A 14249-nucleotide genomic window follows, 5' to 3' on the forward strand; every position below is an offset into this window, starting at 1 on the left:
CCTAAAGCCGCCATCTTTGCCCAGGGGGTTAAATTTACCTCGGCGTCAGGGGGTCAGTTTTACATTGGCGATGACATGTAAGTCCGTCCATCATTTCAGCACGTTTACCCTGTAGCAGAAGATCTCGCGATGGAGCGTAACCGCCATACCGAAGAGCAGATCATCAGCATCCTCAAGGCCAAAGAGCGCGGCGTATCGATCGCCGAACTGGCCCGGCAAAACGGTGTGACCGAGCAAACCCTCTACTGCTGGAAGGCCAAATACAGCGGCATGGAGGTATCGGAAGACAAGCGCCTCCGCGAGCTGGAGACCGAGAACGCCCGGCTGAAGAAGTTGTTGGCGGAAAGCGCCCTCGACAATACCGCACTCAAGGAGATCGTCTCGGGAAAGTGGTAACGCCCGAAGCGAAGCGGCGTGCTGTGAAGCATCTGGTGACGGGTGGTTGGCTCAGCCAGCGAGGCGCCTGCCGATTGCTGGGCCTGACAAGGTCGGTGGCTCGGTACCAGGCAATACCGCGTGACGATGAGCCGCTTCGGGCACAGCTGAAAGCTCTGGCGACCTGCTACCCTCGCTACGGCTATTTGCTGCTGCATGCGCTGTTGCGTCAGGAGGGGCTGGTGATCAATCACAAGCGTACCTACCGGCTATACCGTGAAGATGGCCTTCAGATCCGAACCCGTCGGCGCAAGCGACTGGTGCGGCCACGGGCGCTGATGGCGTTGCCAGACAGGGTGAACCAGCGCTGGTCGCTGGACTTCGTGTCGGATCAGTTGGCCTCGGGGCGCCGATTCCGAGTCCTGAACATCGTGGATGACTTCAGCCGCGAGTGTGTCGGCCAGTTGGTGGACACGTCAATTTCCGGGCGTCGCTTGGCCAGGTTCCTGGACGAGATCGCGCAGCAGCGCTCGCTGCCGGCCTCGATCGTCTGTGACAACGGCCCGGAGCTGACCAGCAAGGTGATGTTCTTCTGGGCACGTGAACGGAAGGTGGTCCTGGCCTTAATTCAGCCGGGCAAGCCGAAATGCGTTCATCGAGAGCTTCAATGGCAAGTTTCGGGACAGCTGCCTCAATCAGCACTGGTTCCAGAGCCTTGCTGATGCACGGCAGGAAACAGGTCAATGGAGAACCCACTACAACCATGTCAGACCACACAGCTCGTTGGGCTATTTGCCACCCGAAGCATATGCCCAGCAGTGCGCATGAAGGAGCGGCTTCTCACATTGGTGGCGGACCTAGACCAAGGGGGAAAGGTCAACTCAGGCACACGCATCCGCAACGCCTACCCCGCTCTGCTTGGGTGATCTGGCCAATATGCACAGGCGGTCATCCCGAAGCCATAGGGAGTCTTCGCGTCAGATCTCCTGCTGAATTGGCATCGGATAGCAGATTTGCGGCTGAACGCGCGGAATCGCTCGCCAACAGCTCCCGGAGGCTGTGAAAGGGCTACAACGGCTCAATGGAGACAAGGTAACCAAGGACAGGATAACCCGCATCGCGAGCGGCTCGCTCCGCTTCCAATTGGGCTTCGACTTTCGAGATGCTGGAGGACTCATGCTCGAGCAGGATATCTGCCTCGAGCCGCTTCCGGCGAACCGCGAGCTTGACGAGAAATCCAGTCTTGATGCTAACAGCCGGCTTCGGCTTCGATCGCTTGTCTTGGGGATTCAGGAAGGCGTCGATGTCTTTTTTAATGCTTCTTTCGAAGTGTTCTAGCTCACTCATTGCATACTCATCGCTCTGTCGTTGATGGAAGCTCTCTAGCCTAAATGAACGAGCATACCATACGGACCATGCCACGGCTGGCCAGCACCAACCACCCCTACATCTCCTAATGGGGACTTCTATTCAAATACATTGGAGTCATGAATATGGAAACTGTCTCAATCCGCAGGGAAGTCATTGACGATACTATCGAAGCGCTTGAGGAGCACGCTGCTACGCTGCGGGCCTTGAGCCAGCGAATCAGCACAATTGATCAGCAAGCTGCGCACAGCACCGAAGTCATTGCCCATGAGCTGTGGGAGCTACGCAAGGAGTTGGCTGATACACGTCATCGATCCCAACCTGGCGGGTGATTTATCCAAACTGGGCCGGGATCCATCATGAGATCACCGACCTGGGTGCCGAGCCGCCGGTCGATGCGCTAGATGGAAACCTCCTGATCTGATCGAGGATCTCGTCGAGCGCCAGCGTAATGCTATCGACGCAGCGCGAGATGCCACGTTCGCTGCAGGCATGCCGTATGACATCGCCGCACTGGCTCACGTCGAGGATCTCTACCGGCGCTCTTGGGACCGCCAGGTGCGATCGCCGCAGCCCTCGAAGCCGCGCTATCGAGGCTGCTACCCGGCAGCTCCAGCGTGAGTCGCGAAGGGCCACGGTTCACCTGTGCTGGATCTCATCAACTGTCCCCTTTCTGCCGTGAGACCTTCCCAATATGGTTGCAGGCTGGACAGTGAAAAACGCCTACTCGCGCGCCGTCGGTGCACTGTCGCGATTGCTGGAATGCCTTCAGGTGCGCCTCGTTGGTGGCGATTTCCTTCGCACCGCAGCACGAGCATACGATGGCTAAGTTTGCCTCATTCTTGTAGATATCAAACATAACGCTCCCCCCAGGCAACGGTACCGAGCTAATCTATCTGTTGAAGTAACCGCGTTTAGTGAACGACGCTTGGTCAGCGATTGATAAAAAGATGTCGTGATTCACTACTGATCATAGCTCGGCGCTGGTGCTGAGCTGCTACCCATCTGAGGAGAAGTGCATGTCACGCCATGGTCGCAGCATAGTGAAAGGCCTGTTAGACACCTTGGAAGCCGGTCCGGCCGCCTCCGTTAGGCACATCGCAGAGCCCCTCGAAGCGATGTTGGATGAGCATAAGAACTGCGCCGACAATCATGAAGAAGGAGAATGCCAAGGCAGTCGAAGCGGCGATGACCCGTTGCGAGCGGCGTCTTTGATTGGTGAATGTACGCAACGCCGGTCAGGGAAGGCTACAATGACCATTCGAAAGGGAATTAAACCCTCGTTAAGTGTGACACAACCAATTGACTTAGCGTCCATTCATGCGGCGCGCTCCAATACCACCCGCTGAGGTACACTACACAGGGTGTGCATGTATTTTAAAAGAAGAGGCTTATGACAACCACAACAGAGCGAATCACGGTCTTTGTCTCTCCCGAGGAAAAATCTCGGATCGCATCGATGGCTCAGCTCGCTAATGTATCGATGAGCGAGCTCCTCCGTCGCGCTGCCCAATCCTTTCAGCCTGGGCAGGATCCCATTGTTATGGACATGCTGATTGACCGAATGTTCAAGTCGACACAAAATGCGAATCGCGCCATAGATGAGACCCTGCGCTACGTCGAAGCATCAAACCAGCGCATGGCAACGACATCTGAGTTTAACGATTTTAGATAAACTAGCTAAACTCTTTATAGATGTGAGCCAAAAAATCGGTTCTAGAAGCATTGCCAAGGCCATGCGCCACAACGGGTATAAATAGGCAAGCCTTGAATCAGCCCTCTCGGAGTGCAGCGCCAGCGCCACCTCGCAGATCCCGATCGATCGTCTGACGGTAATGACCATGGGTCGCAAGGGCATCTATCGCATCCCTACGACACATCGAATTCACCCAAGAGAGCCCACTGGTGACTAAATTGATGGTGCAAATGAAGGACATTGGTCAGCCGCTACTAATCGCCATGCTAGAGGCCGACTAGTTGTGAACTCAAACGCGTCACTTCAAGCCTTCCGGCAACTGAATTGAAATTACCGCCGCCGTGTCAGGATTTTTTTAGAATTTCACTGAGGCTAAGAGAATCCAAGAACTGAGTAGCCACCAATGCCTCCTCATCAGAGGCAGCATTAATCTGGTACTTGGAGTAACTAGAAACTTCGCTAAACTTCAAATACTCGACTTTTTCCTTGAAAGGATTAGCTGCCCCTGGGAAAGTACATTCATATGCACGGATGAGATGGTCTGACCTAAGTGTGTCAGCGCTTTCGACCACTGCAATCTTAACTGCTTCATCAAGCAATTTCTTTAACCGCCTTACCTCACCTCGGCTATAAGCAAACAGTGCCAAGGCAATCTGTTTTTCTTCTAATCTAGGCAATTTTTCAAAAGGCATTCTCACCGCCAACCCCTTAAGGAACCTTATAAACTCTTCCGGACCATCAGATAGTTTGAAGTAAGGAATCATTCTTCGACAGATTAATCGCGACGCCCACTGAGGTTCTTCAGCGATCTGCTCAGCCCATGGCATCCCCACAAGCACAATGGGTATCTCGGCCTCCTCGCTTATCATTTTCAATCGGTTAGCAATGATTTGCCTATCACGGATGGACTTGAACTCCAAAATCTCTTGGAACTCGTTTATTATGATAAGCTCTGTCTTACAGCGCTTGAGCGTCTTGACCAATGCCTCCGTCAAACCAATATCACGGCTTCTCCCACGGCGATACTCACTACCAAATTGCCCAAGATCACTGAGCATCTGAATCATCATCTGCTCAAGGTTCAGCTTGCTGGGAATACGACTCACCAATAATGGCTTAATCAGAGTGTCACCCTTACGTAAGGAGGGAAATTTTTCTTTGTAATAATTAATTAAATGAGTTTTTCCCGACCCAGTATCACCAGTAAGGAGCATGCACTGCGGTTCGCCACCTAGCTCACGATTAAATCTAAGACGATCAAAATCTCGAAGGATTGTTGTAAGAATGGGGCGCTCCACAAAGCAGTTGATGAAGCTCCCCAGTCTTTGCTTGTCAGCTGGAGTCAGTTCTTCCATCAGTAAGGATCCCAATCAGCCACATGTGAATCCCAGTCATCCAGTATAGAAAAAAGCTGCTGCGCCTCCACACCACTTTCCAATTTACCTTCCACTTGACAAGTTTTATGAACCTCAGCCTCTGCCGAAACAGACGAACACCCATCACTGCCAAGATTTTTGTATCTGGCCAATTTTTTCATTCCACTGATTTTTTTCTTACTCTTTGGACTATTCTTAATAAACTCAACCTCATCATTTATCCGACTTTCGATATACATTCTAGCTTCGGCCAATGCAAAATCATCAATCTGAGAAAGATTGAATCTACGTTGAAACCTTCGATTTGTCTGATGCTGAAACAACGACAAACCTAAAGTGTAACCATCAGGATCTACTGCATTGGCTATGACGTAATTGTTTCGACCAGGAAGGTATACATACACCTTGGAAAGATCATTGGGATCAATTTTTACCTGAACTTTAACACCCTGACTCTTTCCAGAGGGAGGGTTATACTTTCTGAACTCATCAAGGACTCCGCTTGTGTAACTCAGCCCAGCGAATCTTACCCCCTCCTTACCCAGCACACGCTCAGTTGTAGGCGCCAAATCGATCATTACCCGACTTTCATCATCACCACGATATACTAAAGGCGGAAATTCCCTAACCCCTTGCTTCCACATAAGAATAGGAACATGATCACCTCGGCTATTTGGACCTTGATGATACACATCAACGACCCATTTGTGGAAAAGCTCCATAAAAGTTGAAAACCGCATCACAGCATCTTTTTCCGGATCATAGTCCTCTAGCTCTGCTGTGCCGGAAAATGTTTTACCTGGAATTGAAGCTAAAAACTTCTGATTAAGCTGTCCAAAAAACCTTTCAATCAAAGGTTTTAACCAAGGACGAGCAACAGGGTTATACTGAATATCGCTTACAATTGATCGGCAGGCTTGTTCAAGATTTTTACTCCAAAATTCAGCGCCATTATCCACCACCAGCGTCTCAACTTTACCTTCACATGGCCACTCGCAACTGACATTTGGATACTTCTGCCTTACATAATCTTTGTTCAGCATAGCATGAAGCAAGGCCTTACGGACTGATTCATAACAAGGCTCTTTATATCCAATATAAAAGCCCACGAGACATTTACTAAACGAATCAATCAATGCCGTTATATAAGGCCTACCTAACAAAACTAGTAAATTATCATCTAACAGCAACAAGTCTAGTGCCGTATGATCGACCTCAACTCTTTCTAGCACCCTGGTGGGCCGAACATGAGCACCGACAGGCTTATATTTCCGATCAGCATACTGCTTACCATATCTCGCCACATCGACTTCATAAGGTGGCAGCTTCGACACTCTATAGTAGAAAGAACTCTGACTCAGCGCCTTTAGCTTACCAACCACCACTCTTCTATTCGCTAGAGTTATGAGATCACAATAATACGCATAAGAAGATAGAATTGGCGGCCTTTCCTTGCGCAAATATTTTTCATGCATTGCGCGCCAAAAATAATGAACATCATCTTCAACTTTATTTTTCCTATTACCTTTCTTATGATGCTGCGGAATCAAAGCCTCAACAGCAAAACCGTTATTTTTGTAAGCACTGTACCAACCAGCTAACGTTCTCCAGCTTGGAGCTGGCCTATCTAGATTCCTCGAAAATTCGGCTTCGTCTAGCAATGGTTTTATGTTCTTTTTGGTCCAGCCGCCACTAATTCTTTTTCTGAACCACTGAATGTATGTCAAACGTCTTAACGCTTCATATCGAAGCTCATCAGAATACGTATCAAGTGGCCTGACATCCGTCTCATCGGATTCAATGAGAGAAGCTTTAAAAGCATCGGCATCATCGTCAAAGAAATTGGCTATAGTCGCATGGTCTTCAAGATTATGAGGCCTTACGAATTCATCTTCAAATAGACTCAGGCCGAGATCTTGATCATCATTAGTCACATTAGCACCACACGATTGAGTCGACCCCTAGTTTAGCCGCTGAGAGATCACTATTAATCTCACCAACAGCCAACCAAGAAATAACAGAGGAAAGAACGAGACTACTTGGTTGGCCTGTTTCTTGCGCCAAATCTCGAACACGAACTTTCCCACTTTTTCTGACGATGTCCAACATCGTTAGATGAAGGGGTGTCAATGATTTCAATCCGGAATATCGATGGAGGAGCTTGAGATTACTCAGGACTGGGGTGATCCTGATTTTTTCGTCTGTCACAAGCAACAGTGGTAGCCCATGATCCAAAGCACTTTTTTGGCGGCAGCGAAATTTTTCTCTGAACTCTTCATCTTCAAGCTCAGAATAAAATTTAATCTCGATAAATTTGGAACCATAAACTTTATCGATAACTAGGAAGTCTGGGGTATAGGGTCGTTGCTTTCCTTGGAAAGAATAATAAAAGCCTTCAGGCTGAGCTTCATACGAACTGATAGAGGATGTATACTCGAAATGAAAACACACATCGAATTCTAGCGAAGACTCAACAGTTAGCACCCTATTCATTTTAGGGCTGGCGAACTTGAAGAGATTCTTGACACGGGAGTGCCTTAGACGGCGCCTATACATAGCCTGCAGTCCAGTATATGTAATAATACTACGCAATGTAGGCCATGCAGGCATATGCTGCAAATTATGCAGGCTTATTGGCAGTTTATGCAGCCTTATGCTGCAAACGACAGCGCGCAAGGCCGCGCGACAGCCACAGCACGAAGGCCGCCGCCAAGCCGATATGCAGACCGGAGACCACCATCAAATGCGTGGTGCCCGTGGCATTGAGCAGGTCCCAGTCGTCATCGGTCAGGCGTTGACCCGCGCCCAGCGTAAGTGCCGCTAGCCAGCGGCGTGTCAGGTCGTCCTCGACGTGACTATCGAGAAACGCCAGCGCCCGTTGGCGAAGGCTACCGGGAGAAGGCACAAGCCTGTGTGGCGCTGGCGACTCGCGCACATAGCCGGTGGCGTCGATTCCCTCGCGCCATAGCCAGGCGCCGTAGTCGAAGGTATCGGGATTGGCGAAGCCATGCGGCACTCGCAAACGCAGCGTCAATGACCAGCGCTCACCCACCGCCAGGGATGGAGCGCGGTACCAGTTGACCCGCACCAGTCCCAGTCGATCGCAACCCAACTGCCAGGATTCGAGCGGCTGACACGTCTCTACCGCCAAACGCAGCCGCGTGAAACGACCCTCGTCGCTAAGTTCGGTAATTTTCCCGCTGACCGTCAGGTCTGCGCCCGACAACCCGCTCGGCAACACCGCGCCTCGCGCCAACAGTACCTGAGCCACGCTCAGCGATAGCGTCACAACAAGCAACGCGGCGACGAACCGTGACCCGGCCAGACTGATCAGTAGCGCCAGGGCGATAACGGCGAACATGCCGGGCGGCGACAGCGCCCCCAACACGCCACCCAGCAATACGGCGATAGCCAGGGGTAAAGCAAGCCCCATGGGCATTCCTTGTTATAGGGCGCAAACGCCTTTTTGTGTTCGCAGCGATGGACCATGGCAGGACATCGGGCATCCATGGATAATGGCCCGGTATCCGAGCCAGCGAGCGATCCCATGCCGCGCCGACTGCTTCAGCGCTACATGCCCCATCCCGAAACCCTGAAGCGCAACCGTTCGCTGCGCTTCATGGGGCATCTGATCGGTGATGCTTCACTGTGGGTGCTGACCCGCCGTTCGGTGGGCAATGCCTTCATGGTGGGACTGTTCTGCGCGCTGCTGCCGATTCCCTTCCAGATGGTGGTTGCCGCCTGTGGTTCACGCCTGTTGCGCTGCAATCTGCCACTCTCGGTCGGTCTGGTGTGGTTGACCAATCCGCTGACCATGCCGATCATCTTCTACGGTAACTATCGGATCGGCGCCTGGCTGTTGGATACGCCGGCCCGGCACATGCCCAACCACCTGAGCACGTACTGGATCGCCAATCAGATGGTCGATATCCTGCCGGCGCTGCTCATCGGCTCACTGGTCGCGGCGATCGTGGCTGGGGTCACCGGCAACGTACTCATTCGCCTGATCTGGCGCTGGCAGGTGTCGCGCAGTTGGAAGCGCCGTGCGCGGCGTCGCCGGCGGCGTGCGCTCCGGACGGAGCTTCGCCATGATGACTCCGCCCCCCCTCCTTCCCACCACGAAGGGCCTCACCCCTAGCCGCTCGATCATGCAGCGGGATGCCGAGCCGCCTCGAGACTCGCCAAGCGCGACTACCTCAGCCCGCCGACAGCCGACCGTTACCCAGTCTCAGCACACGATCCTGATGGGCCGCCAGGCTGGTATCGTGAGTCACCACCACGAAGGCGCAGGCGCTGTTCGAGGCCAGTTCATCCATCAGCGCCAGGATATTGGCGGCCGTCGATTGATCGAGGTTGCCGGTGGGTTCGTCCATCAGCATCAGGCTGGGATCGGTGATCAGTGCCCGGGCAATGGCGACACGCTGGCGCTCGCCGCCCGACAGCTCGCCGGGTTTGTGCTCGCCGCGCGCCGCCATGCCGACTTGATCGAGAATCTCCCCGGCGCGGCGCTCGGCATCGCGGCGCGCATGGCCACGGATGATTAACGGCAAGGCAGCATTTTCACGCGCGGTAAATTCGGCCAGCAGGTGGTGGAACTGATAAACGAAGCCGATCTGCCGATTACGAAAGCGCCCCAGTTGGGCCTCGCCCAGGTCGGCCAGCAACTGACCGGCGATACGCACCGAGCCGCCACTCGGGCGGTCCAGCCCTCCCAACAGATTGAGCAGCGTGGTCTTGCCCGACCCCGAACTGCCGACCACCGCGACGCGCTCGCCGGCACGCACCTCGAGATCGAGACCGTCGAGCACCGTCACGTCCTGCGGACCTTCATGATAGACCCGCGTCAGCCCACGACATTCGAGCATTACCTGGCCGTTTTCGGCGCGCATCGCAGGCTCTCCCTTCACGTTCTCGTTGATCGTCTCACTCATAGCGCAGCACCTCGGCCGGCTGTACACGCGCCGCGCGCCAGGCCGGATAGAGCGTCGACAGGAAGCTCAGGCCGAACGCCGCCGTTACGATAAGGCCGACATCGCTCCAGTTGAGCTGCGACGGCAGGTAACTGATGAAATAGACGCCGGGGTCGAGAAACTGGATACCCGAAACCGACTCGAACCAGGCGATGATGTCGGAGATCGTCAACGCCAGGACAATACCCAATATCACCCCGATGACGATGCCGATCACGCCGATCGCCAGCCCCTGAACGATGAAGATGCCCATAATCGATTTCGGCGTGGCGCCAATCGTGCGCAAAATGGCGATGTCGGCATGCTTGTCGGTGACCACCATGACCAGTGTCGAGACGATGTTGAACGCCGCCACGGCGACGATCACCATCAACAGCAAGCCGATCATGCGCTTCTCCATCTGGATCGCCTGAAACAGGTTGCCGTGGGTATAGGTCCAATCGATGCCGCGATAGCCGTAACCCAGATCCTGGACGATGGCCTGGGTTTCTTCGCTGGCGATGAACAGATCGTCGAGCTCGAGTCGCAGACCGCCCACCGTATCGCCCATTCGCGTCAGCGTCTGCATGTCCTCGATATTGGCATAGGCCAGACTGGCATCGAGGCTGGCGCCGACCCGGAAGATACCACTCACGGTGAAGCGCTTGAGTCGCGGAAAAACGCCACCGGGCGTGATCGATGCCTCGGGAATCATCAGCGTGACACGATCGCCGACACCCACGCCCAGATGCTGGGCAAGCAATCCGCCGAGCACGAGGTTCCACTCGCCGGGCTTCAGCGTATCGAGGCTACCCTGCTGCATGTGCCGATCGATGATCGACACGTCACGTTCGTATTCGGGCTGGATGCCATAGACCAGCGCCCCCTCGTTACGGCCCGCCGCCACGAACATGCCCTGCTGCTGCACATAGGGCGCGGCGCCGATGACGTGTTTGCGTTGGGTCAGCCGCTCGGCGAGGGCCTTCCAGTCGGTCATGCCGCCCTGGGCCTCGATACGGGTATGCGGCACCATGCCCAGCACGCGCGAACGCAGCTCGTGGTCGAAACCGTTCATCACCGACAGCACCAGAATCAGCACCGCCACGCCGAGCATCAGCCCCAGCATGGAAGTCAGTGAAATGAACGAGATGAAGTGATTGCGTCGTTTGGCGCGCACATAGCGCAGCCCGATAAGAAAGGGTATACGGTCCAGCATTAAGATCGATTCCTTGTGACAGGCGCCCATGGTACGTTTTTTCGTCGGACGACGCACCGCACGCTGTACCGGCCAATTTGTCGTCGCTATTAAAAGTTATCGCCACTATTAAGAAGCTGTCGTCACTACTATAAAGCGGTCATTACTGCTAAAAAGTCGTCGCCACTAAAAAGCAGGCCTCATGGAGACCATCATGACCCAGCGTCTGTTCCCCGAATGGCACCCGCAAGATGCCATACAACTCACCTGGCCAAGATTCGACAGCGACTGGGTACTACTGCTCGATCGCATCGAAGCCACACTCGAGGCCATGGTGGTGGCGATCGCGCGCTACCAAAGCGTGTTGATCAGCGTACCCGATGCCGCGACCCGCGAGCGCCTGGCTGCGACCTTTAGTCGCCTCGGCGTCGACGCTCGGCGCCTGCGACTGATCGAGGCACCGACAGACGACACCTGGGCTCGCGATCATGGCCCCCTAGGCGTGGAGCGCGACGGCCAGGTGGTGCTGCTCGATTACACCTTCACCGGCTGGGGCGGCAAATTTCCCGCCGAGCGCGATAATGCGCTGACGCGCAAACTCGGTGACGCCGGCGTCTTCGCGGCACCCATCGAGACGCGCGAGTTGGTGCTCGAAGGCGGCGCCATCGAAACCGACGGCCAGGGCACCCTGCTGACCACCGAAGCCTGCCTGCTCAATCGCAACCGCAATCCGCGGCTCGACAAGGCGGCCATCGAAGCCCAATTACGCGCGGATTTCGGCGTCGAGCGGGTTCTTTGGCTCAGCCACGGTCATCTGGAAGGTGACGACACCGACAGCCACATCGATACCCTGGCACGCTTTTGTGACGAGCGTACCATCGCCTATGTGCGCTGCGACGACCGCAACGACCCGCACTACCCGGCGCTGAGCGCCATGCAGGAAGAAATCCAGGCGCTGCGCCAGGCCGACGGCATGCCCTATCGGCTGATCGCCCTGCCCTGGCCTGGCCCGTGTTTCGCAGCGGATGACGGTCATCGCCTGCCGGCGACCTACGCCAACTTCCTGATCATCAACGGCGCGGTGCTGGTACCGACCTATGCCGACCCTGCCGATGCCCAGGCCCTCGCCGCCCTGGCCACGGCCTTCCCGGATCGCGATATCATCCCCATCGATTGCCGCACTGTGATTCGTCAGCACGGCAGCCTACACTGCCTGACCATGCAGCTACCGCGAGGAGCGTTAAAATGAACCAAACACTCAAGGTAGGCCTGGTACAGCAGCCTGCCTGGCCGGACAAGCAGCGCAGCCTGGACGAGAGCGAAGCCGGCATTCGCGAATTGGCCGAGCGCGGCGCCGAACTGGTGCTGCTACAGGAATTGCATGCCACGCATTATTTCTGCCAGAGCGAGGACGCCGAGCTGTTCGACCTTGCCGAACCGCTCGATGGCCCCACCGCCACGCGCCTGGCCGAGCTGGCCCGGGAGCTCGATATCGTGCTGGTCGGCTCGATCTTCGAGCGTCGCGCCGCCGGCGTGTACCACAATACTGCCGTGGTGATGGATCGCGGCTGTGGCCGGGTCGGGCACTATCGCAAGATGCATATCCCCGACGACCCCGGCTTCTACGAGAAATTCTACTTCACGCCGGGCGACGCCGATGCCGAGCAGGGCTTCGAGCCCATCGACACCTCGGTTGGCCGCCTGGGCCTATTGGTATGTTGGGATCAGTGGTACCCCGAAGCCGCGCGCCTGATGGCCTTGGCCGGTGCCGAGCTGCTGCTCTACCCGACCGCCATCGGCTGGCATCCGCCCGACGACCTGCCTGAAAAAGGCCGCCAGAAGGATGCCTGGACGCTCGTCCAGCGCGCGCATGGCGTGGCCAATGGTCTGCCGGTGCTGGTCGCCAACCGGGTCGGTCACGAGCCCGATCATAGCGGCGTGACCCCGGGCATCGACTTCTGGGGAGGCAGCTTCATCTGCGGCCCACAGGGCGAACTTCTCGCTCACGCCGGCGACGAGTCCGAGCGCCTGCTGGTCGAACTCGACATGCGCCGCAGCGAGAATGTGCGGAGGATGTGGCCGTATCTACGTGATCGGCGTATTGACGCCTACGGTGACCTGACCAAACGTTACCGTGATCACTGAGACGCATGCGGCCGCTCTCACAACCCCGCGCGACCGGCGTATCGATGCTTACGGCGACTTGACCCGACGTTACCGCGATCGCTAACTATTTCGACCACGAAGATATTTCGCGTAAAATGCGCGCCTGACATTTGATCCCTAGGTTCCGGTCCGTCTCTTACGAAGACGACCACTGGAGAGACTTACATGACGCATCCCATCGTCGTGGCGGCGCTGTACAAGTTCGTCACGCTGAACGACTTCGAAGCGCTGCGCGAGCCGCTGCTCGAAACCCTCAAGACCCATGGCATCAAGGGCACCTTGCTGTTGGCCGAAGAAGGCATCAACGGCACCGTCGCGGGCAGCCGCGAGAGTATCGATGCACTACTGGAGTGGTTGAAGGCCGATCCGCGCTTTGCGGATATCGGACACAAGGAAGCCTACTGCGACGAGCCCCCCTTCTATCGCACCAAGGTCAAGCTCAAGAAGGAGATCGTTACGCTGGGCGTGCCGGCGGCCGATCCCAATCGCCAGGTCGGCCACTATGTCGAGCCGCAGGACTGGAACGCCTTGATCGCCGACCCCGAGGTATTGGTGATCGACACCCGCAACGATTACGAAGTCGCCATCGGCTCGTTCGAAGGCGCGGTGGACCCACGCACCAAATCGTTTCGCGAATTTCCGGATCATGTCAGGGCGCATTACGACCCGGCGCGCCACAAGAAAGTCGCGATGTTCTGCACTGGCGGCATTCGCTGCGAAAAAGCCTCGAGCTACATGCTCGGCGAGGGCTTCGAGGCGGTCTACCACCTCAAGGGCGGCATTCTCAGCTATCTCGAACAGGTGCCCGAGGAACAATCGCTGTGGCGCGGCGATTGTTTCGTGTTCGATAACCGCGTGACCGTGCGCCACGATCTCAGCGAAGGCGATTTCGACCAGTGCCACGCGTGCCGCCGAGCGATATCCGTCGAGGATCGTGAATCGCCACACTATGCGCCGGGCGTCAGTTGTCCGCACTGCTGGGATTCGTTGTCCGAGAAAACCCGCGCCGGTGCCCGTGAGCGCCAGAAACAGATCGAACTGGCTCGCGCGCGCAATGAGCCTCACCCTTTGGGTCGCGATCCCCGGCTAACCAACGCCTGAACGATACCTGAAAAGCGGATCCG

The 14249-nt window shown here is 55.8% G+C and carries 13 protein-coding genes and 1 pseudogene; 7 read left to right on the forward strand and 7 right to left on the reverse strand.

Annotated elements, in window-relative coordinates:
• Window positions 1-129 precede the first annotated feature (129 nt).
• Window positions 130-1203, forward strand: a pseudogene (locus tag BLR92_RS10825) (IS3 family transposase).
• Between the two features lie 240 nt (window positions 1204-1443).
• Here BLR92_RS10825 and BLR92_RS10830 read toward each other — a convergent pair.
• On the reverse strand, window positions 1444-1722 hold the full coding sequence (locus BLR92_RS10830; RefSeq protein ID WP_089728404.1) for a hypothetical protein: 279 nt from the start codon (window positions 1720-1722) through the stop codon (window positions 1444-1446).
• Window positions 1723-1868: 146 nt separating this feature from the next.
• Here BLR92_RS10830 and BLR92_RS10835 point away from each other — a divergent pair, with 146 nt between their 5' ends.
• A complete protein-coding gene (locus BLR92_RS10835; protein ID WP_089728405.1) occupies window positions 1869-2075 on the forward strand; it encodes a hypothetical protein in 207 nt (68 codons plus the stop codon).
• A gap of 1061 nt (window positions 2076-3136) precedes the next feature.
• Window positions 3137-3418, forward strand: a complete 282-nt coding sequence (locus BLR92_RS10840; protein ID WP_089728407.1) for a plasmid mobilization protein — start codon at window positions 3137-3139, stop codon at window positions 3416-3418.
• Between the two features lie 365 nt (window positions 3419-3783).
• Here the strand turns inward: BLR92_RS10840 and BLR92_RS10845 are convergent, their stop codons facing one another.
• From BLR92_RS10845 to BLR92_RS10860, 4 genes are all read right to left on the reverse strand, one after another.
• Entirely contained in the window at window positions 3784-4794 is a 1011-nt protein-coding gene (locus tag BLR92_RS10845; protein ID WP_089728408.1) for a TniB family NTP-binding protein, read from the reverse strand.
• Complete coding sequence (locus tag BLR92_RS10850; RefSeq protein WP_139171590.1) at window positions 4794-6749, reverse strand: Mu transposase C-terminal domain-containing protein; 1956 nt, start codon at window positions 6747-6749, stop codon at window positions 4794-4796. Before BLR92_RS10850 ends, BLR92_RS10845 begins: the two co-directional genes overlap by 1 nt.
• A gap of 1 nt (window position 6750) precedes the next feature.
• Window positions 6751-7308: a TnsA endonuclease N-terminal domain-containing protein gene (locus BLR92_RS10855; protein ID WP_175488787.1), complete on the reverse strand. Its 558-nt coding sequence runs from the start codon at window positions 7306-7308 to the stop codon at window positions 6751-6753.
• 148 nt (window positions 7309-7456) lie between these two features.
• Window positions 7457-8248 (reverse strand): ComEC/Rec2 family competence protein, encoded by a 792-nt coding sequence (locus BLR92_RS10860; RefSeq protein ID WP_175488788.1) that lies wholly within the window; start codon window positions 8246-8248, stop codon window positions 7457-7459.
• 114 nt (window positions 8249-8362) lie between these two features.
• Between BLR92_RS10860 and BLR92_RS10865 the strand changes: the two genes are divergently transcribed.
• Entirely contained in the window at window positions 8363-8953 is a 591-nt protein-coding gene (locus BLR92_RS10865) for a DUF2062 domain-containing protein (protein WP_089728521.1), read from the forward strand.
• 58 nt (window positions 8954-9011) lie between these two features.
• On the opposite strand, the gene BLR92_RS10870 is transcribed toward BLR92_RS10865, so the two are convergent.
• On the reverse strand, window positions 9012-9704 hold the full coding sequence (locus BLR92_RS10870; protein WP_245704181.1) for an ABC transporter ATP-binding protein: 693 nt from the start codon (window positions 9702-9704) through the stop codon (window positions 9012-9014).
• 34 nt (window positions 9705-9738) lie between these two features.
• Window positions 9739-10980 (reverse strand): lipoprotein-releasing ABC transporter permease subunit, encoded by a 1242-nt coding sequence (locus BLR92_RS10875; protein WP_089728416.1) that lies wholly within the window; start codon window positions 10978-10980, stop codon window positions 9739-9741.
• A gap of 193 nt (window positions 10981-11173) precedes the next feature.
• Here BLR92_RS10875 and BLR92_RS10880 point away from each other — a divergent pair, with 193 nt between their 5' ends.
• The 3 genes from BLR92_RS10880 (at window position 11174) to trhO (ending at window position 14226) form a co-directional block, all read left to right on the forward strand.
• A complete protein-coding gene (locus tag BLR92_RS10880) occupies window positions 11174-12208 on the forward strand; it encodes an agmatine deiminase family protein (RefSeq protein ID WP_089728525.1) in 1035 nt (344 codons plus the stop codon).
• Entirely contained in the window at window positions 12205-13104 is a 900-nt protein-coding gene (locus BLR92_RS10885; RefSeq protein ID WP_089728417.1) for a carbon-nitrogen hydrolase, read from the forward strand. The genes BLR92_RS10880 and BLR92_RS10885 overlap by 4 nt, the downstream gene beginning before the upstream one ends.
• Before the next feature lie 186 nt (window positions 13105-13290).
• Complete coding sequence (gene trhO / locus BLR92_RS10890; RefSeq protein WP_089728419.1) at window positions 13291-14226, forward strand: oxygen-dependent tRNA uridine(34) hydroxylase TrhO; 936 nt, start codon at window positions 13291-13293, stop codon at window positions 14224-14226.
• The last annotated feature ends 23 nt before the right edge of the window (window positions 14227-14249 follow it).

This window comes from Modicisalibacter muralis (assembly GCF_900102945.1).
In the GTDB taxonomy this organism is placed as follows: domain Bacteria; phylum Pseudomonadota; class Gammaproteobacteria; order Pseudomonadales; family Halomonadaceae; genus Modicisalibacter; species Modicisalibacter muralis.